Below are 19,004 nucleotides of genomic sequence, written 5' to 3' on the forward strand. Positions count from 1 at the left end.
GCGGAGCAGGGTCGTTCCCTGCTTCCACGCTAGGAAGCGCACTTTTCCATCTCCTGTGATCAGCCCCCGGCGAGGGCCCCGGTCAGCGGTGCGCGGCGACCACCTCGGCCACAGCGGTGCGCTCGGCGTCGCTCGGCTCGGCGATCGCCATCCGGCAGTAGGCGTCGACGACGTCGAGCACCCGGTACGCCTCTTTCATGCGGGCCATGTCTCCGCCGATCAGGGAGACGACATCGTCGACGGCGGCCTGGGCGGCGGCGATCGCCTCGGCGTTGCCCGATCGTCCGGCGTCGGCCAGGGCGCGGAACGGCTTGGGGGTGACGGAAGAGACCCCGGACACGACGCCCTGCGCACCGGCGTCGACGGCGGCGATGAGGTCGCGGTCGGCGCCGGTGTACAGCTCGAAGTCGGCGGGGACGACGGCGCGATACGCAGCGATCTCGTCGAGGGACAGCTCGCTGAGCTTCGCCCCCACGATATTCGGCAGCGCAGCGAGCCGCACCAGCAGTTCGGGCGAGACGGTGTTGCCGCTGCGCGCCGGGTAGATGTAGACGTAGAGGCGCCCGTCGCCGACGGCATCCGACACCGCCTGGAAGTAGTCGAAGATCGCATCCTCGGTCGACTTCAGGTAGTACGGCGTGAGGGCGGCGAATTCGGTCACACCGAGGCCCTTGGCGATCTCGACGAGCCGCACCGCCTCGAAGGTGCTGGGCTGGCCGACGTGCACGATCACGCGCATCCGGTCCTGCAGCTCCTCGACGGCGGCCGCGACGAGGGCCGTGAACTCGGCGACGTCGACGGCGGGGAACTCGCCGGTCGTGCCGAGGATGAAGGCGCCCTCGTTGCCCGATTCGCCGACGAAACGGAAGATCGCGCGCGACCCCTCGAGGTCGAGGCTGCCGTCGCGGCGGAACGCGGTCGGAACGGCGGTCAGGATGTCGTAGCGGGTCACTTCTCGGTCTCCTCGGAGTTCTTGCGGGACTTGCGGGCGCGACGCGTGGGCACGTCGACGTTGCGGACGGTGGAGGTGAGCAGGTCGGGCTGCGCGGCGAGCTCGTCGTGCGCCTTCTCGATCTGCTGGATGCTGTCGTCGTGCAGGATCGAGTCCGCGAGCGCCGCGCGCTCGGCGCGAGGTCTGCGGGCCGCACGGATCGCCGGCATCACGATCGAGAGCACGGCCAGCGCGAGCAGCACGATCGCGATGGGGCTGACGACCTCGAAGAACGGGCGCGTGGGAAGGATCGCCAGCGTGCGGGCGAGGTTCTCCTCGGCGAGCGGCCCGAGGAGGAGACCGAGCACGATGGGGCCGGCGGGAACCTGCATGCGCTTGAGCAGCACGCCGATCACGCCGAAGACGAGCATGGTGACGACCGTCGAGAGGCTGTTCGAGGTGGCGTAGGTGCCGATGATGCAGAAGATGAGGATGCCGCTCCACAGGTACGGCTGCGGCACATCGAGGAGCTTCACCATGCCCTTCATGCGGATGAGGCTCAGCACCAGCGACAGGATCGTCGCGATCAGCATGATGCCGACGATGGAGACAACGAGGTCCGGGCGGTTGGTGAACAGCGTCGGCCCGGGGGTGATGCCCCAGATGATCATCGACCCGATCATCACGGCCATGACCGAGTCGCCGGGGATGCCGAGCGCCATGGTCGTGGTGAGCGAGCCGCCGAGCGTGGCGCTGGATGCGGTGTCACTCGCGGCGACGCCCTCGATGGATCCCTTGCCGAACATCTCGGGATGCTTCGACACCTTGCGTGCACGCTCCCAGCCGATGAGTCCGGCGATGTCGCCACCCGCCGCGGGGATGAGACCGACGCCGAGTCCGACGGCGCCGCCGACCGCGGTCGCCCGCCCGCTCTGCCTCAGCTCGGCGCGGTTCGGCCACCAGCGGCCGAGGCTCGAGATCGGACGCACGGCGGACTTGCGATGCGTGAGCAGCTGGTCGAACAGTTCGGCGATGCCGAACAGTCCGATGATGACGGCGATGAAGTTCACGCCCTCGACGAGTTCGAGGACCCCGAAGGTGAAGCGCTGGTCTGCGGTCGCGGCGTAGGTGCCGACGCTGCCGAGCATGAGGCCGAAGAGTCCGGCGAGGATGCCCTTGAGCATCGACTTCGACGAGATGCCGATCATGATCGCGATGCCGAAGACCACCAGGGCGAACAGCTCGGGCGACTTGAAGTAGTCGCGGGCGAAGCTGGCGATCGGCACGGCGGCGACGGCGAAGAGCACGAGGGAGGCGAGGATGCCGACCGCCGAGACGATCGCGGAGATGGTCAGGGCGAGTCCTGCCCTCCCCTGCTTGGCCATCGGATATCCGTCGAGGGTGGTGGCGATGGATGCCGGAGTGCCGGGGGTGTTGATGAGGATCGACGGCACCCGGTCGCCGAAGTTCGCGGCGACGTAGATGGTCAGCAGCACCGCGAGGCCCTGCACGGGCTCGAGGGTCATCGTGAATCCGGCGGCGAGGGCGACGGCCATGGTCGCGGTGATGCCGGGGAAGGCTCCGACCATGAAGCCGAGCAGGAGGCCGACGAGCATGTAGAGCAGGATCGAGATGTCGAGGAGCGAGTTCAGCCCCTCCATGAGCGCGTTCACAGGGGAATCCTCAGGAGCATCCCGAACACGACGTAGACGAACGCCGTGACCGAGGCGGAGTAGATGATGAGGCTCAGCCAGCGGCGGTGGCCGTAGAGGAGCATGAGGGCGGCCATCAGCAGGGCGGCGGCGACGGGGAAGACCTCGACGCGGTAGCCGAAGAGGATGACCGAGCCCAGCGACCACAGTGCGATGAAGGCACCGGTGATCACGAGGGTGGCGATGACGCGCAGGTAGCCGCCGGGCTGGATGCGCTCGAGGTCTTCGCGGGTCGGGGCCGGGCGGGTGACCGCGACGGCGAGCAGTGCGATGGCGACGACCACCCCGGTCACTCCGATGACGAGGGGCCAGAAGCGGGCGTCGATCTGCCCGGGAGCGGCTTCGCGGCGTAGCGGGATCTGCGTCGAGAGGAAGAGGTAGCCGGAGGTGAACGCCAGGGCGACGACCGCGAAGACGACCTCGAGGGGGCGGGAGGCGGGTGCGCCCTGGTATTCGGTGTCGGGGGTGGACATCATGCTCCTTCTTTCGTCGAAGAGGAACGGCTGCGGGGCCGACCTGCGCCGGCCCCGCAGTGTTCTCAGCCGGGCCTTCTCAGCCCAGGAGGTCCTTGAACAGGTCGAACTGCTCGTCGACGAACGTGGTCCACTCGGCGGAGTCGCGGTAGACGACCAGGTTCCCGGCGTCGGCCTGGAACTTCTGGTAGCTGTCCGACTCGACGGCCTCCTTGACCGCGGCCTCGAGGGTCGACTTCACGTCGTCGGGCAGGCCCTTCGGGGCGTAGATTCCACCCCAGCCGCCGAAGATGACGTTTTCGCCGATGGCCTCTTCGACCGTCTCGACGTCTTCCGCGTCGGGGTGGCGCTCGTCGTTCATGACGGCGAGGATGCGCACCGCGTCGCCCTGCGCCAAAGCCTCGCCGAGGCCCGAGACGGCCGCGACGGTCTCACCGGATGCGGCTGCGGCGACAGCTGTCGCTCCGCCGTCGTACGGGACCGGGGTGAAATCGGCGTCGGTCGCGCTGCCGAGTCCGACGGTCGCGGCCTCCCAGATGGAGCCGGCGCCGGAGTTCGCGACGGTGACCGCACCGGCCTTCGCCTGGGTGACGAGGTCTTCGAGGTTCTCGATGCCGCTGTTCGCGCCGACCGTGACGACGCCGGGGGCGAGCATGATCTGGCCGAGCAGGTCGAAGTCGTCCGGCATCACGTTCGCACCCTGCGTGGTGTTCAGCATGGCGATCTCGACGGGCGCGAATCCGATGACGTAGCCGTCGGGATCCTGTGCGCCCACGTATTCCATCGCGAGGGCGCCGGCGGCACCGGGCATGTTCTCCGGGATGACGCTGACGTCGAGGATCTTCTCGAGCTCCGTGGCGAGCGCGCGCGACGAGAGGTCGGATCCTCCGCCGGGGTTGGCCTGGATGATGAGCCGGATGTCGTTCTCGGGGAAGGCCGAGCCGGCCTCTTCGCCCTCTTCGACCTTGGTGCAGGCCGAGACGATGAGAGCGGTGGCTGCGAGAGCGGCGATCGCGGCGGCCGCCCGGGTGATGCGCTTGCGGGGCATCTTTGCTCCTCTACGTGGGTCGACCTTGTTGTCGACCCCCTGAGGCTAGCAGTGTTGACTGTTAACAGTCAACACTGACGCAGCCTCCCGACCGACGCAGCCTCTCGATCGATGGATGCTCGCGGTCAGGCGCGGGCGGCGATCTCGGCGAGCATGCGCTCGCGGGCACCGTCGAGGTGCTCCGACAGCACCTTCGCGGCCTGGGCGGGCTTTCCACTGCGCATCACGTCCATGAGCTTGACGTGGTCGCCGGACGACTCGTGCAGGTCTTCGTCGTGGTTGATCGTGACCTCGAGCAGCGCGGTGAAGGTCGGGAGGTACTGATTCCACGCGCCTTCCAGACGGGGGTGGTCGGCGAGGGCATAGATCTGCGAGTGGAATTCGAGGTCGGCGGCGACGAAGGCCGCGTGATCACCGGCATCCGCCGCCTCGCCCATGCGCCCGACGGCGGCCGCCATCGCGGTCCATCGGGAGTCGTCTTCGACGCGCATCGCCCGGGAGAGCGCGAGCTGCTCGAGGGCGCCGCGCAGGCTGTAGAGCTGATCGACGTCGTCGTGGGTGAGCCCGACGATGTAGACGCCGCGGGGGCGCTGCACCTCGACGAGCTTCTCGAAGCTGAGCTGGGTGAGGGCGTCGCGCACCGGTCCGCGGCTGACCGAGAACTCCTCGGCCAGGGCCTCCTCGGTGATACGCGCGCCGGGGGCGAGCTCGCCGCGCACGATGCGCTGCCGCAGGACACGGGCCACCTGCGCGCCGAGGGACTCTCCACGCTTCACGGACTGCGTCATGGTGACCTCCTGTTAACTGTTGACAGGATACACACCGCGCCGCGCCCCTCGGCTTTCCCTCGTCGCCGTGTCAGGATGAGGCAACGACCGGGGAGGGGCGGAGATGTTCGACGAGCGAAGACGTCAGGAAGCGCTCGAGGAACTGGGGATCCTCGATACACCGCGCGATGAGCGCGTGGATCGGGTGGCACGACTGGCCAAGGAGATGTTCGGGGTCCCCATGGTGAGCGTCTCGCTCCTGGACCGCGACCGCCAGTGGCGCAAGTCCGAGATCGGACTCGGCGGCGATGAAGCCCCGCGGCAGGATTCCTTCTGCGACTACACCGTCCGGCAGGATCGGACCGTGATCGTCGAGGATGCGCTCACGACCGAGGTCTTCGCCGACAACCCATTCGTGGTGGGCGATCCGCACCTCCGCTTCTATGCCGGGCACCCGCTGCATGCGCCCGGCGGCGAGCCCATCGGAACTCTGTGCGTGCTCGACACCGAACCGCACACGCTGTCCGACGCCCAGCAGGGTCTGCTGCGAGACCTGGCGTTCTGGGTGCAGACGGAGCTCGCGAACGATGCCGAGCTCGACCACGCGGCCGTGATCCAGAGTGCGCTGCGTCCGCATTCGCATCCGGTCGTTCCCGGGTACACCATCGCCGGAGGTGCGGCGTCACGCGGCCGGCTTGCTGGCGACTTCTACGACCTCGGCATGCATGACGGCGCGCTGCGCGTGACCCTCGCCGACGCGATGGGCAAGGGCACAGGGCCGGCCCTCATCGCAGCGAGTGTCCGCGCTTCTCTGCGCACGGCTCCCGGACGCTCACTGGCGGCGGCGATCGCCGACGCCGACCGTCTGCTCGAGGAGGATCTTGCCGACACGGCGATGTTCGTCACAGCGGTGCACGCGGAACTCCGACCGGAGACCGGAGACCTCGAGCTGATCGACGCCGGCCACAGTCTCGCCTTCATCCTGCGCGCGGACGGCTCATGGGAGCACCTGCGCTCGACGAGCCTGCCGCTGGGAATGGGGATGGGGCTGCAGCCGCCCGAGATCCGCGAACCGCGGTTCGCCCACCTCGACCCCGGCGATGCGTTCGTGTGCTGCAGCGACGGACTGCTCGACGTGCTCGACGCCGACGACCCGTTCGCGCACGTCTACCGCGTGCTGACGACGCTAGGACCCGATGGCGCCATTCGCGAGGCTCTGCGGCTGGCCGACGACGATCGCGCCACCGACGACATCACCGTGGTCGTGGTGAGGCGTGACCGATGACCGTGCGCTTCGCAACGATCCGCATCCTCGCGGTGCTGTCGGTGGTGCTCGGCGTGAACTACGTCGCCTGGCGCTGGCTCGAGTCGGTGAACTGGTCCGCCTGGTGGATTGCGGTCCCGCTAGTTCTGGCTGAGACGTACAGCCTGATCGACACCATCCTCTTCTCCTCGACGATGTGGAAGGCCCGGACGCGGCCGACGCCGACGTCGCCGCCTGAGGGCACGGTCGACGTCTTCATCGCCACCTACGACGAACCGATCGAATTGGTGATGACCACGGCCCGCGCAGCCGCGCGGATCGCGTATCCGCACACGACGTGGGTACTCGACGACGGCTCCCGTCCCGAGCTCGAGGTCGCAGCGCGGGAAGCGGGAGTCGGATATCTGACGCGCTCCGCGGACTGGGCCGGCAAGCCACGGCACGCGAAGGCCGGCAACCTCAACAACGCGCTCTTCGAGACGGACGGGGAGTTCCTGCTGATCCTGGACGCCGATCAGATCCCCGATCCGCTGATCCTCCACCGCACCCTCGGCTACTTCGCCGACGACGAGAAGGTCGCCGTCGTCCAGACACCGCAGTGGTTCGTGAACGTCGACGAAGCGGATCCGCTCGGCAGCCAGGCGCCCCTGTTCTACGGCCCGATCCAGCAGGGCAAGGACGGGTGGAACGCCGCGTTCTTCTGCGGCTCGAATGCGGTTCTCCGTCGTGAGGCGCTGATGCAGCTCGGCATCATCGGGTACGTCCGAGAGGTCACCGATTCCGCGGGCAGGGCGCTGCGGACGGCCGAGATCATGATCGACAAGGAGATGCGGGAGTCGGCGAGCGCCGAACTGTCGCGTGAGCTCTCCGTCCTCCAGATCACCATCCGTCGAGGAATCCGTGATCTCGCAGCCGGCGTGCCCGTCGCCGATGTGGCGGACGAGGTCGGTGCCGCTGTCGACCGCGCCTCGCGCATCCTGGTGGCACAGGATCTGGCCGGGATCCGGGCCGACCTGGAGGAGCTGGGCGCGCTGCCCATCGCGCAGGATGCGGAGCTCGATGCCGTGATCGTCGACGAGGCGGGGCTCGCCGCTCTCGCCGAGTCCGATCTCTCTCCGATCACCGCTCTGGATGCCGTACGGGGGCTGCTCGACGCGCTTCGTCTGGACCGGGGCGAGGAAGCTCAGCCGATCCTGCCGCTGGCGACCATCTCCGTGACGGAGGACATGGCGACCGCAATGCAGCTGCACGCTCTCGGGTGGCGCAGCGTGTACCACCACGAGATCCTCGCCAAGGGACTCGCACCGGAGGATCTGCGCACCATGCTCACACAGCGTCTGCGCTGGGCGCAGGGCACGCTGCAGGTGATGCTGCGCGACAATCCACTGGTCAAGCGGGGGCTTTCGTTCGGTCAGCGGTTGATGCACTTCGCCACGATGTGGAGCTACCTCTCGGGGTTCGCCGCGATCGCGTACCTCGCCGCGCCGGTGATCTACCTGGTGTTCGGCGTGCTGCCGGTCACCGCGTGGTCTGTCGACTTCTTTGCGCGGTTCCTGCCCTATTTCCTCGTGAACCAGCTGCTGTTCCTCGTGGTCGCGAAGGGGGTGCGCACGTGGCGGGGCCAGCAGTACTCGCTCGCCCTGTTCCCGGTGTGGATACGCGCGTGCGTGACGGCTTTCGCCAACGTCGTCTTCCATCGCCCGCTCGCTTTCGCCGTCACCCGCAAGGATGGTCGCGATCCGCGGGGTGTGCCCTGGCGTGAGATCTGGCCGCAGCTGACCGCCATCGCCGTCCTGAGCGTGGCGCTCGTGATCGGCGTGACGCGGGTCCTACTGGGAACGGCCGACGGGGTCGGCACCCTCGTGAACACGGTCTGGGTCGTGTACGACCTCGTGGTCCTCAGCGTCATCATCCAGGCGGCCCGCTACCGCGGCCCGGCCGCCGTCCTGCTCGAGAAGGAGTCCCATGGAACTGTCCACTGACACCCGCGACGGGTACGCCGTGATCGCGCTCTCCGGGCGCCTCACCGCATCCGGAGCACCCCTGCTCCGCAACGCGGTCGGCGACCTGGTGACGGCCGGCGAGCCGCACATCGTGATCGACATGGCGGAGCTCGCCTTCGTCGATTCCTCCGGCCTCGGCGCTCTGGTCGGCGGTCTGAAGAGCGCGAGGGTCGCCGGCGGGGACTTGCGCATCGCCGCCGTGCCCGAGGCGGTGCGAACGGTCCTGCGGCTGACGAACCTGGATCGTGTGCTCCGTGACTACCCGACGCCCGAATCGGCGTTCGATGCCCGGTGAAGCCCGCGCCCGCGTGAGCGGACCCGCCGGGCTGGCGACGGTCGACGAGATCCTCGACACTCTCGAACGGTTGTGGTCGGATGCGCCGGGCGTACCGGCCGAGGACCGCACGGTGTTCGCCCTCGCGGTCAGCGAGATCGCGACCAACATGGTGCAGCACGGAGAGGTCACTGCCGCAGTGACGCTCTCCGTGGACCTCAGCCTCTCCTCCGACGAGCTGCGCGCCACACTGGTGGACACGGCTCCGCCCGCCTCGATCGACTGGCACGGTGTCGCGATGCCCGACGTGGACAGCGAGAGCGGCCGCGGGCTGGCTCTGGCGCGCGAAGTGCTCGATGGGTTCGTCCACACCTACGATGACCGCGGCAACACCTGGGTGCTGGTGCGCCGCGTCGGCATCAGCCGCTGAGTCACGGGCAAGCGGGCGCGCCGACGCGCGGTATGTGGACTAGGCGCTCCCGCGCGGGTCCCAGAGCACGACCTCGGTCGAGCGACGGATGCGGCGGCCGGTCGGCATCGGGACGACCCCCGCGGAGCCGGCGGCGAACACGCGCACGCCGGGACGATTCTCGCGCTCGGTGCGCAGCGCGCCCTCGAGCACGGCGATGCGATCGCGCAGCATCCGGTTCTCGTCTTCGAGGTCCAGCAGGCGCGCGATCGCGGGAAGGCTCACGCCTTCGGAGGAGAGCTGGGCGACCTCGCGCAGCTGCTCGATGTTGCGGGGGGAATAGCGGCGGGAGCCGCCCGTGGTGCGCCCGGGGACCACGAGCCCGATGCGGTCGTACTGCCGCAGCGTCTGCGGGTGGAGGCCGGAGAGCTCCGCGGCGGCCGCGATCGCGAACACCGGGGTGTCAGCATTCATCATGAACGCCTCCGCCCCCGGTGCCCGCTTCGACGATCGGTCATCGCCGCGCCTTGGCCATCAGCTCGGCGCGCGGGTTCTCCTCGGGCTCGAGCTCCTGGAACTTCTGCAGCGCCTCACGTGCGGCGTCGTCGAGGTGCGTGGGCACCGCGACCTGGAGCTCGGCGAGCAGGTCGCCCGTCCCCTTCGATGTCGCGACTCCGCGGCCCTTCACGCGCAGCACCCGCCCGGAGGGGGTGCCGGGTGCGACCCGGAGCTTGACCACATCGCCGCCGAGCGTCGGAACCTCGATCGTCGCCCCGAGGGTCGCCTCGGTGAACGTCACGGGGACCACGACGCGCAGGTTGAGCCCGTCGCGGGTGAAGACCGGGTGCGGACGCACCGCGATCTGCACCACGATGTCGCCGTTCTCCCCGCCGTCAGGCGAGGGTCGGCCACGGCCGCGCAGACGGATCTTCTGCCCGTCGGCGACGCCCGCGGGGATCTTCACCTTGAACGGCTTGCCGTCTTCGCCCTGCAGGGAGATGGTCTCCCCCTGCACGGCGGTGACGAAGTCGAGCGTGGTGCGCGCGGTGACGTCGGCGCCGCGCTGCGGGCCGCCGTAGCCGCGGTAGCCGCCGCTCGGCTGCCCGAAGCGCCCGTTGCCGAAGCTCGCGCCCTGACCCTGGTTGAACATCGCGAAGATGTCCTCGAAGTCGGCGGTCTGCCCTCGGCCCTGCTGACCGAACCGGCTGAACACGTCTTCGAAGCCGCCGGCGCCCTGACCGCTCGCGGTGAAGCGAGCGCCCGAGCCCATGGCGCGGATCTCGTCGTATTCCTTGCGCTGTTCGGCGTCGGAGAGCACCGAGTAGGCCTCGCTGATCTCCTTGAACTTCGCCTCTGCTTTGGCATCACCCTGATTGGAGTCCGGGTGGTACTTCCGCGCGAGCTTGCGATACGTCTTCTTCAGATCCGCATCGCTGACGTCCTTGGAGACCCCGAGGGTCTTGTAGAAGTCCTTGTCGAACCAATCCTGGCTGGCCATCGATCACCTACTCCGCAGGGACAGCGACGACGACCTTCGCGGGGCGCAGCTCGACGTCTCCGAGGCGGTAGCCCACCTCGACGACCTCGAGGATCGTGGTCTTCTCCACGCCGGGAGTCGGCTGCTGGAAGATGGCCTCGTGGCGCTGCGGGTCGAATTCCTCGCCCTTCTCGCCGTACGCGACCACTCCGAGACGCTCCACGACCGTGCGCACCTTGTCGGCGATCACGGCGAACGGGGTGCCGTCGATGAGGTCGCCGTGCTGAGCGGCGCGATCGAGATCATCGAGCACGGGGACCAGGCCCTTGGCGGCCTCGCCCTTCGCCCGCTCGATCTCGACCTGGCGCTGCTCCTCGGTGCGGCGACGGTAGTTGGCGTACTCGGCCTGCAAGCGCTTGAGGTCGTTCAGCAGGGTCGACTCGAGGTCGGCGAGCACGGCGTCTTCTGCCGCGGCCTCGCCGGTCTGCGTCGCTCCGAGGATGTCGTCGACGGTGAGGTCGTCGGCAGGCTCAGGAGTCGCGGCGCCGTCGATCGGGGTCTCGTCCGATCCCTCGGCCGCTGCCGCCTCGCGGGAGTCCGGGTGGTGCGGCGCGGGGCCGGATGCCTGAGCGTCCGACCCCTCGCTGCGACCTTCGGCGGACTCAGGAAACTGGTTCTCGTCGAAGTTCTTATCCGTCATGATTACTTCTTCTCGTCCTCGTCGTCGACGACCTCGGCGTCGATGACGTCTTCCTCGGAGGAGGGAGCGTCACCGGCCGGGGCCTCGCCCTCAGCCGAAGCGCCGGCTGCGGCATCCGCCTGCGAGGAGGCGTAGATGGCCTCGCCGAGCTTGGACTGGGACTGGTTGAGCTTGTCGAACGCGGTCTTCACTGCCTCGTCGTCTTCGCCGGCCAGCGCCGTCTTGAGCGCGTCGACGTCGGCCTTGACCTCGGTCTTCACGTCTTCGGGCAGCTTGTCGTCGTTCTCGGTGATCAGCTTGTCGATCGAGTACGCGAGCGTCTCGGCCTGGTTGCGGACCTCGGCGGCCTCGCGGCGCGCCTTGTCCTCGGCCGCGTGCTCCTCGGCCTCGCGCACCATGCGCTCGATGTCTTCCTTCGACAGCGAGGAGCCCCCGGAGATGACGATCGACTTCTCGGTGCCGGTGCCCTTGTCCTTGGCGGACACGTGCACGATGCCGTTGGCGTCGATGTCGAAGGTGACCTCGATCTGCGGGATGCCACGGGGAGCCGGAGCGATACCCGTCAGCTCGAACGTGCCGAGCGGCTTGTTGTCGCGCGTGAAGTCACGCTCACCCTGGAAGACCTGGATCGCGACGGACGGCTGGTTGTCGTCTGCCGTGGTGAAGGTCTCGCTGCGCTTGGTCGGGATGGCCGTGTTGCGCTCGATGAGCTTGGTCATCATGCCGCCCTTGGTCTCGATACCGAGGCTCAGGGGCGTGACGTCGATGAGGAGGACGTCCTTGCGCTCGCCCTTGAGGACACCGGCCTGGAGCGCGGCTCCGACGGCGACGACCTCATCCGGGTTGACACCCTTGTTCGCGTCCTTGCCGGTCTCGCGCTTGACGAGCTCGGCGACCGCGGGCATACGCGTCGATCCACCGACGAGCACGATGTGGTCGATCTCGGAGACCTTGATGCCGGCTTCGCGGATGACATCCTCGAACGGCTTCTTGGTGCGGTCGAGCAGGTCCTTCGTGAGGTCCTCGAACTTCGCGCGGGTGATGGTCTCGGAAAGCGACACCGGGCCGGACTCCGTCAGCGACAGGTACGGCAGGTTGATGCTCGTCGAGGTCGAGGAGGAGAGCTCCTTCTTCGCCTGCTCGGCAGCTTCCTTGAGACGCTGCAGGGCGATCTTGTCACCCGAGACGTCGACGCCCGTGGTCTCCTTGAACTGCTTGATCAGGTAGTCGACGAGACGCTGATCCCAGTCGTCTCCACCGAGACGGTTGTCACCGGCGGTCGAGCGCACCTGGATCGTGGAGAAGTCGTCGTCCTTGCCCACCTCGAGCAGCGACACGTCGAAGGTTCCGCCACCCAGGTCGAAGACCAGGATGAGTTCGTCTTCCTTGCCCTTGTCGAGGCCGTAGGCCAGAGCGGCCGCGGTCGGCTCGTTGATGATGCGCAGGACGTTGAGGCCCGAGATCTCGCCGGCCTCCTTGGTGGCCTGACGCTCGGCGTCGTTGAAGTACGCGGGGACCGTGATGACCGCGTCGGTCACCGTGTCACCCAGGTACGACTCGGCGTCGCGCTTGAGCTTCATGAGGATGCGCGCGGAGATCTCCTGCGGCGTCCACTTCTTGCCGTCGACGTCGAAGCTCCAGTCGGTGCCCATGTGGCGCTTGACGGAAGCGATCGTCCGGTCGACGTTGGTGACGGCCTGGCGCTTCGCGGTCTCACCGACGAGCACCTCCCCGTCTTTGGTGAAGGCCACGACCGAGGGGGTCGTGCGGAAGCCCTCGGCGTTGGCGATGACCTTGGGCTCGCCACCCTCGAGGACGCTGACGACGGAGTTGGTGGTTCCGAGGTCGATACCGACAGCACGTGCCATGTGTTCTCTCCTTTGTTGGAAGTTTCGTGAACTGGATGTTCGTTGTGGTGCGGAAATCTGCGGCGATCAGAGAAACCTGAGTCGCGATGGCTCAACTGTACGCTCGAGCATCGACCGTGTCAAATCAACTTGATACGAGTCAACTCAACTTTGCGGAACCGCACCCCGTACGGCCCCGCGCACACTCCCTTGCCCCTGATCAGAAGGGTGCGAGCGCGTGATCCTCGACGAACGTCACGGTGTTCTGGGGCTGCGGTCGATCGAGGTAGACCCTGCCCGTCGGACTCGTCCAGGCATAGGCGCCGTCGCCGAGCACTTCGACGACCCACGGCGAATGGTGTTTGAGCACGTGATGGCGGCGGCAGAGGTGGCCCAGATTTCTCACGGCGGTCGGCCCGCCGCGGGCGGCATCGTGATGATGGTCGATGTCGCAGTCGCGGGCCGCATACCCGCAGGCGGGGAATCGGCAGCGTTGATCCCGTGCCCGCAGATGCCGTTTCAGTTCGGAGCCGGGCCGATAGCGATCGACGGCGAGCAGCGCCCCCGTGATCGGGTGGGTGAGGATCCGATCCCACCCGGACGCCGCTCCCGCAAGAGCTTTCGCCGTGCCGGTGTCGATCGGTGTACGCCCGTCGAGTTCGGCCGGAGTCGTACCGTGCCCCATCAGGGTCGTGACCGGAACGGTGACGGATACCGCTCCCTGGATTGCGGCAAGAAGTCCCTCAGGAGTGTCATGGCCCGCCGGAGCACCGGTGAGCAGCAGGTCGAGCGCGAGATCGGCGCGGAGTTGCGCGACCGTGCGCTGATCGACGTCCTCCCGCTCCGGCGATTCGGGCTCGTGCGATGGCGCTTGCGCTTGCGCCTCACCCTGCTCCTGCACGCCCTGCGCCATCTGCGTCAGTCGCTCGAATGCGCCGTGCACGAGCGCGGCGGGGCCGAGCAGCCCGAGCTGGGACATGCCGTCGCCGACGTCTTTCACCCACACCGACCGCTTCTCCCGCGCATCCTTGTGCCGCTCGTCGACCGACCGGGACTGGAACCGCTCCGCGACGCGCCGACCATGCCGCGACACCCGGTTCGGCGATCCCGATTCGGCGAACGGCACCATTTCGGCGGAGTATGCGTCGCGATCGGCCGCGTCTTCCAGATGCTCTGCCGCATCGCAGATCGCCCGTGCATGTGCGGCGCTGATGCGCCCGGTCCCCTGAGCCGCCCACACCAGCGGGAAGCGCTCCACCCGCCACACCGCCTCCGTCATCCGTGCCTGCACCGTGCGGTCGCTCACCCGGAGCGCCGCCGCCATCTCTGCCGCGACCGTGCGGGTGGTCAGATCGCCGAAATCCGGATGCTCCGCCTCGTCGGCAACCTGCAGCGCCAGCCGGGAACCGACCGCGAGCACGCCGTCACGCGCGGCCTGCAGACTGCTGATCGTGCGCTCCAACCCGACGAGCATGTCGGTGAGCTCGGCGAGCGTCCCCACCTGCTCGACCGTCGCATCCACCAGTGCTGCCATATCTCGAGTCAATCAGGGGCCACCGACATTCAAAGGGCCAGATCAGGCCCACAAAACGAAATACCGATATGCGGTCACGGGGGGTCCCGCACACCGCCGCGAAATCGATCGACACATCCCGGACGCGATACTTGACCCTGACACTGTGGCAGACGGGAGAACAGAGACATGTTGTCCATCGGAGCGTTCGCGCAGATCGGCCAGGTGACCCACCGCATGCTGCGGCATTGGGACACGGCCGGCCTGCTCGTCCCCGCCCACGTGGACGAGTTCAGCGGCTACCGCTCCTACGACCCCTCGCAACTGGATCGTCTGCATCGGATCGTCGCCCTGCGTCAGCTGGGCTTCGGGCTCGATGACATCTCGTCGATCCTCGACCGAGGTGTCGACGCCAACCGCATCGCCTCCCTGCTGCGGATCCGCCGCGCGGAGGTCGAGCTGGAGCACCGGGTCGCCGCAGAGAGACTCGTCGACGTGGAGCGGCGCCTCCACCTCATCGAGAAAGAGAACCACATGTCCCCGATCGAGATCGTCGACAAGCCCCTCCCGGCCGTCCGCCTCGCCGCCATCCGCACCGTCGTCGCCGATCAGTCGTCCGTCGCCGCCGTCGTGGGCCCGTCGTTCGACGCCGTGGCGGCGATCATCGGCGACGAGCACTCGCTCTCCACTCCGATCGCCCAGTACGAGACGCTCGACGACGGCTTGCAGGTCGTCGTCGGGTACACATACTCCGGCCCCGCCCGCGACGGGTTCGAGATCATCGAACTCCCGGCCGCGAACGAAGCGGTGTGCGGCATCCACCTCGGGTCGATGGACCGCATCGCCGAGAGCTGGCACGGCATCCACACCGAGATCTTCGCCCGCGGTCTGGTGCACGACGGGCCGTGCCGAGAGCTCTACGTCCGCGCCGTGTCGGACGACCAGTCGGACTGGGTCACCGAGCTGCAGCAGCCCGTCCGACGCGCCTGAAGTGGCTAGGCTGACGGGCATGATGTGGACCGCCTCCGCCACCCGCCGCCTCGGCACCGCCGCCGCCATCGTGACGCTCGCGATCCTGCCCCTGAGCGGATGCCTGTACGCGCAGATCCCCGCAGCAGATCCCTCTGCGGCGCCGTCGCCCGGCACGGAGACCGACGGGACGGACGCCCCGGAAGGCGGCACCCCCGGCACGACGCTGACCTTCGAGGAGGGCCTCGACCTCGATCCCGACACCTACATCGAGTGGGGCGACGGATTCATCGCCGACGAGCAGTGGGAGACGATCTCGCCCGACGACGGCAACGGCGGCTGGACGTACGGCACGGCAGACGGCACCTGCACGGTGCGCTTCTGGCAGGGCCACATGACCGATGTGCCCGTCGTCGACGGCGATGACAGCGCGTCGTCCGATGCGATCCTCGGCGTGCTGCTGGAGACCCCGACGGCCGACATCACCCCCGTCGCCACCACCGGCGAGTTCAGCTACATGGCGGGCGGCAACGGCGGCGTCGAGATGCGTCAGGTCAGCGCGGTGGAGGGTTCTCGGTCGTGGCTCATGGCCGCCCGCGCGTTCACGCAGACCGGAGTCGGTCTCTACACGATCGTGGACTGCATGGCCAACGACGCGGAGAAGATCATGGACGCCGTCACCGACGCGAACGCGGTCGTCGTCACGCCCTGATCGCCACGCCGACCGGGCTCACTCCGGGGCGGCTCACTTGCCGCCGGGAGGGCCGACCAGCAGCAGGATGACGTACAGCGCCACGATGCCGACGGCCAGCAGCAGCGCCAGCACCCACGGCCGCCGCAGGAACCACCGCATCAGGCGGTCGTACCAGCGACGATCCCGCGAGTCGTCCGTGGCCTCGAGGCGCCAGGCACCGTCGAGGCGACCGGTGCGGTGCAACCAGATCTCCATCGGGATCGTCGCGTACGGGATCACGGCGCTGACCACCGCGAGCACACCGACGCCGGGGTGCCAGCGCTGGTTCAGCGCGACCAGGATCGCCGTCGCCGCATAGGCGAGGAACACGAATCCGTGGATGCCGCCACCCACCGTCACCACGACCCCGGGCGCGCCGACGGCACGGGCGATGATCGCGGCGATCAGGATCGTCCAGGTGATCGCCTCCGCGATCGCGAGAACACGGAACAGGCGGTCGGGGGTGCGGAACACGGAACTCCTCGGGTGGGGGTCCTCCCACCGTATCCGGCCGTCATCGCCGTCGAATCAACCGAATGGTTGAGAACGCCGGAGCGATGCGACCTGTTTCGCGCCTCGAAGAAGTCGGATGCGGAATAGCGGACGCGACGGAGGCGTTGCCGAAGGCATGGTGACAGTGGACGCAGACGCGATCTCGCAGGTGCTCGGCGCCGTCGACCTCCGCGTCGGCGTCGGCCGTCGGATGTCGCTCGCCTCCGGCACACTGCTGCCGATCCCGACCGGCGCCATCACCCTCGTGTACATCGTCGAAGGCGGCGTGCACGGGCATCCGCCGCTCGGCGACGGCTGCCGCCTCGACGTCGACCGGGACTCGCACCGCCTCATGGTCGACCCGAGCAGCCGCCGCGACGTGCTCGTCGCGGGCGATGCCTTCCTCACACTCGGCCGCACACCGTTCGCGCTCGAGGCCCAGGGCGACACGAGCCTCATGATCGCCGAGATCGTGCTCGCGGATGCGGCTTCGCCGCTGCCCGCCCTGCTTCCGCCCTTCCTCACCGTCACCGGTTTCGACGACATCGAGCCGGCCGCCGCCGCCCTGGCCCTGAACATGGGCCTCGTCGATCACACCGTGCTCCCGGCCCGTCAGGGCGACCCGGTCATCTGCCGCATGATGGCGACGACGGTGCTGCTGTCGGTCATCCGCGCCTGGGCGGCGAACGGCTGCGCACCGGCGGGCTGGCCGTCGCTGTCGAACGACCCGTTCCTCGACCGCGTCGTCGACGCCATCCATGAGGAGCCCGGCCGCGACTGGACGGTCGAACGCCTCGCGGCCATCGGCGCCATGTCGCGGTCGACCTTCGCCGAGCGGTTCCGCAACGCCGTCGGCCGCTCCCCCGCGGACTACGTCACCGAGGTGCGCGTGGACGCGGCCAAGCGGATGCTCGAGGCCGGACGCAGTGTCTCGGAGATCTCCCGCGAGCTGGGCTACGCCTCGGACGAGGGGTTCAGCCGGGCGTTCCGCCGCCGCACCGGGCTGACCCCCACGTCGTGGCGGATGGCCAACCGGATCCCCGTCTCCGCCTGACGCCGTCCCGCCCGTCCCCACCCGTCACGGGCACCCTCGTCAGGCGCGGCTGCTGACCCGGTTGGACACCCCGAAGAGCACGGCACCGGCGAGCAGCGCGGCCGCACCGAGCACGTAGACCAGCTCGACGTTCAGGGTGTCGACGAGGAGCCCGCCGACGCCGGCCGCGATGGTGATCGCCCCCTGGAAGCCCACGACCACGAGGCTGCCGCCGGCTTCGAGCCGATCCGGCATCCGGTGTCCGACCCAGGTGTTCGCGACGATCAGCCAGGACGAGAAGAAGAAGCCCCAGACCACCACCACGATGCCCACACCCAGGAACGACCCGGAGAACAGGATCATCGAGATCACGGACACGGCGATCACCAGCGGCGCGAACACGGCGAAGAAGGCGAACGTGCGGTCGATGACGAGTCCGATCGTGATGTTGCCGAGGAGGCCGCCGACGCCGAACAGCGCGAGCAGCACCACGATCGTCGAGGCGTCGACGTCGGGGATGCGCTCCAGCGCGAGACGCACGTACGTGTAGGCGAGGAAGTGCCCGAGAACCACGAGCACGTGCCCGACCATGCCGAGTCCGATGCCCGGCCGGCGTAGCGTGTCGACGAGCAGGCGCAGGCTCGACGCGCGCTCGGCCGGAACCGACGGCAGTGTGAATCGCAGGACGACCGCGAGCACCACCATCAGCCCTCCGGCGATGGCGAAGACCATCCGCCAGTCGACGAGCTCACTCAGCATCACGCCCAGCGGCACGCCGGCCACGGTCGCCAGCGAGACACCGGCGGAGGTGAACATGACGCCGCGACCGAGGTTCGCAGGCCCCGCGAGGCGGGCGGCGACCGTGATCGACATCGCCCAGAACGCGCTGATCGCGGCGCCCAGCAGGAAGCGCGCCAGCAGCACGATGATCAGATTCGGCGAGATCGCCACGATGAGGTTCGACACCGCCGCGGCGAGCGCCATCCACACCAGCAGCGACCGTCGGTCGAGGCGCGGGAAGATCAGTCCGATCGTCGGCGCGACGACGAGGCCGACGAGGGCCGTGACAGTGACGGTCTGCCCGGCCTGACCGGGAGTGACGCCGAGCCCGTCGGCCATCTCGGTCAGCACGCCGTTGGGGAGGAACTCCGCCGTGACCAGCAGGAAGCCCATCAGCATCAGCACGATCAGTCCGCCGTAGCGGATGCGGGTGACGGCCGAGGCCGGCACGGTGGGGACGGGCGCTGTGATGGTCATGGTTCCACGCTCGCAGCATCCGGATGCCGTCGCCCGATCAGGCGTCCGCCGCAACCGACCGATCGTCCGAGTCCCGGAATCCTGGACACGGAACCGACGCAC

Annotated in this window: 19 protein-coding genes; 7 read left to right on the top strand and 12 right to left on the bottom strand. The window is 68.6% G+C overall.

Annotation, left to right across the window (positions count from 1 at the left end):
• Positions 1-82: 82 nt before the first annotated feature.
• From ACCO44_RS17435 to ACCO44_RS17455, 5 genes are all read right to left on the bottom strand, one after another.
• The gene (locus ACCO44_RS17435) at positions 83-952 is read right to left on the bottom strand and encodes a dihydrodipicolinate synthase family protein (protein ID WP_372467585.1); all 870 of its coding nucleotides are present in this window, start codon (positions 950-952) and stop codon (positions 83-85) included.
• Positions 949-2,604, bottom strand: coding sequence for a tripartite tricarboxylate transporter permease (locus ACCO44_RS17440; RefSeq protein ID WP_372467586.1), 1,656 nt, complete (start codon positions 2,602-2,604; stop codon positions 949-951). The genes ACCO44_RS17435 and ACCO44_RS17440 overlap by 4 nt, the downstream gene beginning before the upstream one ends.
• On the bottom strand, positions 2,601-3,119 hold the full coding sequence (locus ACCO44_RS17445; RefSeq protein ID WP_372467587.1) for a tripartite tricarboxylate transporter TctB family protein: 519 nt from the start codon (positions 3,117-3,119) through the stop codon (positions 2,601-2,603). Before ACCO44_RS17445 ends, ACCO44_RS17440 begins: the two co-directional genes overlap by 4 nt.
• Positions 3,120-3,195: 76 nt before the next feature.
• Complete coding sequence (locus tag ACCO44_RS17450; protein WP_372467588.1) at positions 3,196-4,164, bottom strand: tripartite tricarboxylate transporter substrate binding protein; 969 nt, start codon at positions 4,162-4,164, stop codon at positions 3,196-3,198.
• 125 nt (positions 4,165-4,289) lie between these two features.
• On the bottom strand, positions 4,290-4,952 hold the full coding sequence (locus ACCO44_RS17455) for a GntR family transcriptional regulator (RefSeq protein WP_029261340.1): 663 nt from the start codon (positions 4,950-4,952) through the stop codon (positions 4,290-4,292).
• Positions 4,953-5,055: 103 nt separating this feature from the next.
• Between ACCO44_RS17455 and ACCO44_RS17460 the strand changes: the two genes are divergently transcribed.
• From ACCO44_RS17460 to ACCO44_RS17475, 4 genes are read left to right on the top strand one after another with little or no spacing between them, the layout of a single operon-like run.
• Positions 5,056-6,216 carry a PP2C family protein-serine/threonine phosphatase gene (locus ACCO44_RS17460; protein WP_029261339.1) on the top strand — a complete coding sequence of 387 codons (1,161 nt, stop codon included), beginning with the start codon at positions 5,056-5,058 and terminating at the stop codon, positions 6,214-6,216.
• Positions 6,213-8,177, top strand: a complete 1,965-nt coding sequence (locus ACCO44_RS17465) for a glycosyltransferase family 2 protein (protein ID WP_372467589.1) — start codon at positions 6,213-6,215, stop codon at positions 8,175-8,177. Before ACCO44_RS17460 ends, ACCO44_RS17465 begins: the two co-directional genes overlap by 4 nt.
• Positions 8,161-8,493, top strand: coding sequence for an STAS domain-containing protein (locus ACCO44_RS17470; protein ID WP_372467590.1), 333 nt, complete (start codon positions 8,161-8,163; stop codon positions 8,491-8,493). The genes ACCO44_RS17465 and ACCO44_RS17470 overlap by 17 nt, the downstream gene beginning before the upstream one ends.
• Positions 8,483-8,902, top strand: a complete 420-nt coding sequence (locus ACCO44_RS17475) for an ATP-binding protein (protein ID WP_029261336.1) — start codon at positions 8,483-8,485, stop codon at positions 8,900-8,902. The genes ACCO44_RS17470 and ACCO44_RS17475 overlap by 11 nt, the downstream gene beginning before the upstream one ends.
• Before the next feature lie 39 nt (positions 8,903-8,941).
• On the opposite strand, the gene ACCO44_RS17480 is transcribed toward ACCO44_RS17475, so the two are convergent.
• The 5 genes from ACCO44_RS17480 to ACCO44_RS17500 form a co-directional block, all read right to left on the bottom strand.
• Positions 8,942-9,355, bottom strand: a complete 414-nt coding sequence (locus tag ACCO44_RS17480; RefSeq protein WP_029261335.1) for a heat shock protein transcriptional repressor HspR — start codon at positions 9,353-9,355, stop codon at positions 8,942-8,944.
• Positions 9,356-9,395: 40 nt separating this feature from the next.
• Positions 9,396-10,379, bottom strand: coding sequence for a DnaJ C-terminal domain-containing protein (locus tag ACCO44_RS17485; protein ID WP_029261334.1), 984 nt, complete (start codon positions 10,377-10,379; stop codon positions 9,396-9,398).
• Between the two features lie 7 nt (positions 10,380-10,386).
• Positions 10,387-11,058 (bottom strand): nucleotide exchange factor GrpE, encoded by a 672-nt coding sequence (locus ACCO44_RS17490; RefSeq protein WP_372467591.1) that lies wholly within the window; start codon positions 11,056-11,058, stop codon positions 10,387-10,389.
• A gap of 2 nt (positions 11,059-11,060) precedes the next feature.
• A complete protein-coding gene (gene dnaK, locus ACCO44_RS17495) occupies positions 11,061-12,926 on the bottom strand; it encodes a molecular chaperone DnaK (protein WP_105711538.1) in 1,866 nt (621 codons plus the stop codon).
• A gap of 199 nt (positions 12,927-13,125) precedes the next feature.
• Positions 13,126-14,439 (bottom strand): DUF222 domain-containing protein, encoded by a 1,314-nt coding sequence (locus tag ACCO44_RS17500; RefSeq protein WP_372467592.1) that lies wholly within the window; start codon positions 14,437-14,439, stop codon positions 13,126-13,128.
• A gap of 168 nt (positions 14,440-14,607) precedes the next feature.
• Here ACCO44_RS17500 and ACCO44_RS17505 point away from each other — a divergent pair, with 168 nt between their 5' ends.
• Positions 14,608-15,408 carry a MerR family transcriptional regulator gene (locus ACCO44_RS17505; RefSeq protein ID WP_262001796.1) on the top strand — a complete coding sequence of 267 codons (801 nt, stop codon included), beginning with the start codon at positions 14,608-14,610 and terminating at the stop codon, positions 15,406-15,408.
• Between the two features lie 19 nt (positions 15,409-15,427).
• A complete protein-coding gene (locus tag ACCO44_RS17510; RefSeq protein ID WP_029261329.1) occupies positions 15,428-16,099 on the top strand; it encodes a hypothetical protein in 672 nt (223 codons plus the stop codon).
• Between the two features lie 33 nt (positions 16,100-16,132).
• On the opposite strand, the gene ACCO44_RS17515 is transcribed toward ACCO44_RS17510, so the two are convergent.
• Positions 16,133-16,594, bottom strand: coding sequence for a DUF3817 domain-containing protein (locus ACCO44_RS17515; RefSeq protein ID WP_029261328.1), 462 nt, complete (start codon positions 16,592-16,594; stop codon positions 16,133-16,135).
• Between the two features lie 154 nt (positions 16,595-16,748).
• On the opposite strand from ACCO44_RS17515, the gene ACCO44_RS17520 reads away from it, so the two are divergent.
• The gene (locus ACCO44_RS17520) at positions 16,749-17,666 is read left to right on the top strand and encodes a helix-turn-helix domain-containing protein (protein WP_372467593.1); all 918 of its coding nucleotides are present in this window, start codon (positions 16,749-16,751) and stop codon (positions 17,664-17,666) included.
• 39 nt (positions 17,667-17,705) lie between these two features.
• Here ACCO44_RS17520 and ACCO44_RS17525 read toward each other — a convergent pair whose 3' ends face one another.
• Positions 17,706-18,902 carry an MFS transporter gene (locus ACCO44_RS17525; RefSeq protein WP_372467594.1) on the bottom strand — a complete coding sequence of 399 codons (1,197 nt, stop codon included), beginning with the start codon at positions 18,900-18,902 and terminating at the stop codon, positions 17,706-17,708.
• Positions 18,903-19,004 lie beyond the last annotated feature (102 nt).

Origin of the sequence: Microbacterium maritypicum, assembly GCF_041529975.1 — a bacterium.
In the GTDB taxonomy this organism is placed as follows: domain Bacteria; phylum Actinomycetota; class Actinomycetes; order Actinomycetales; family Microbacteriaceae; genus Microbacterium.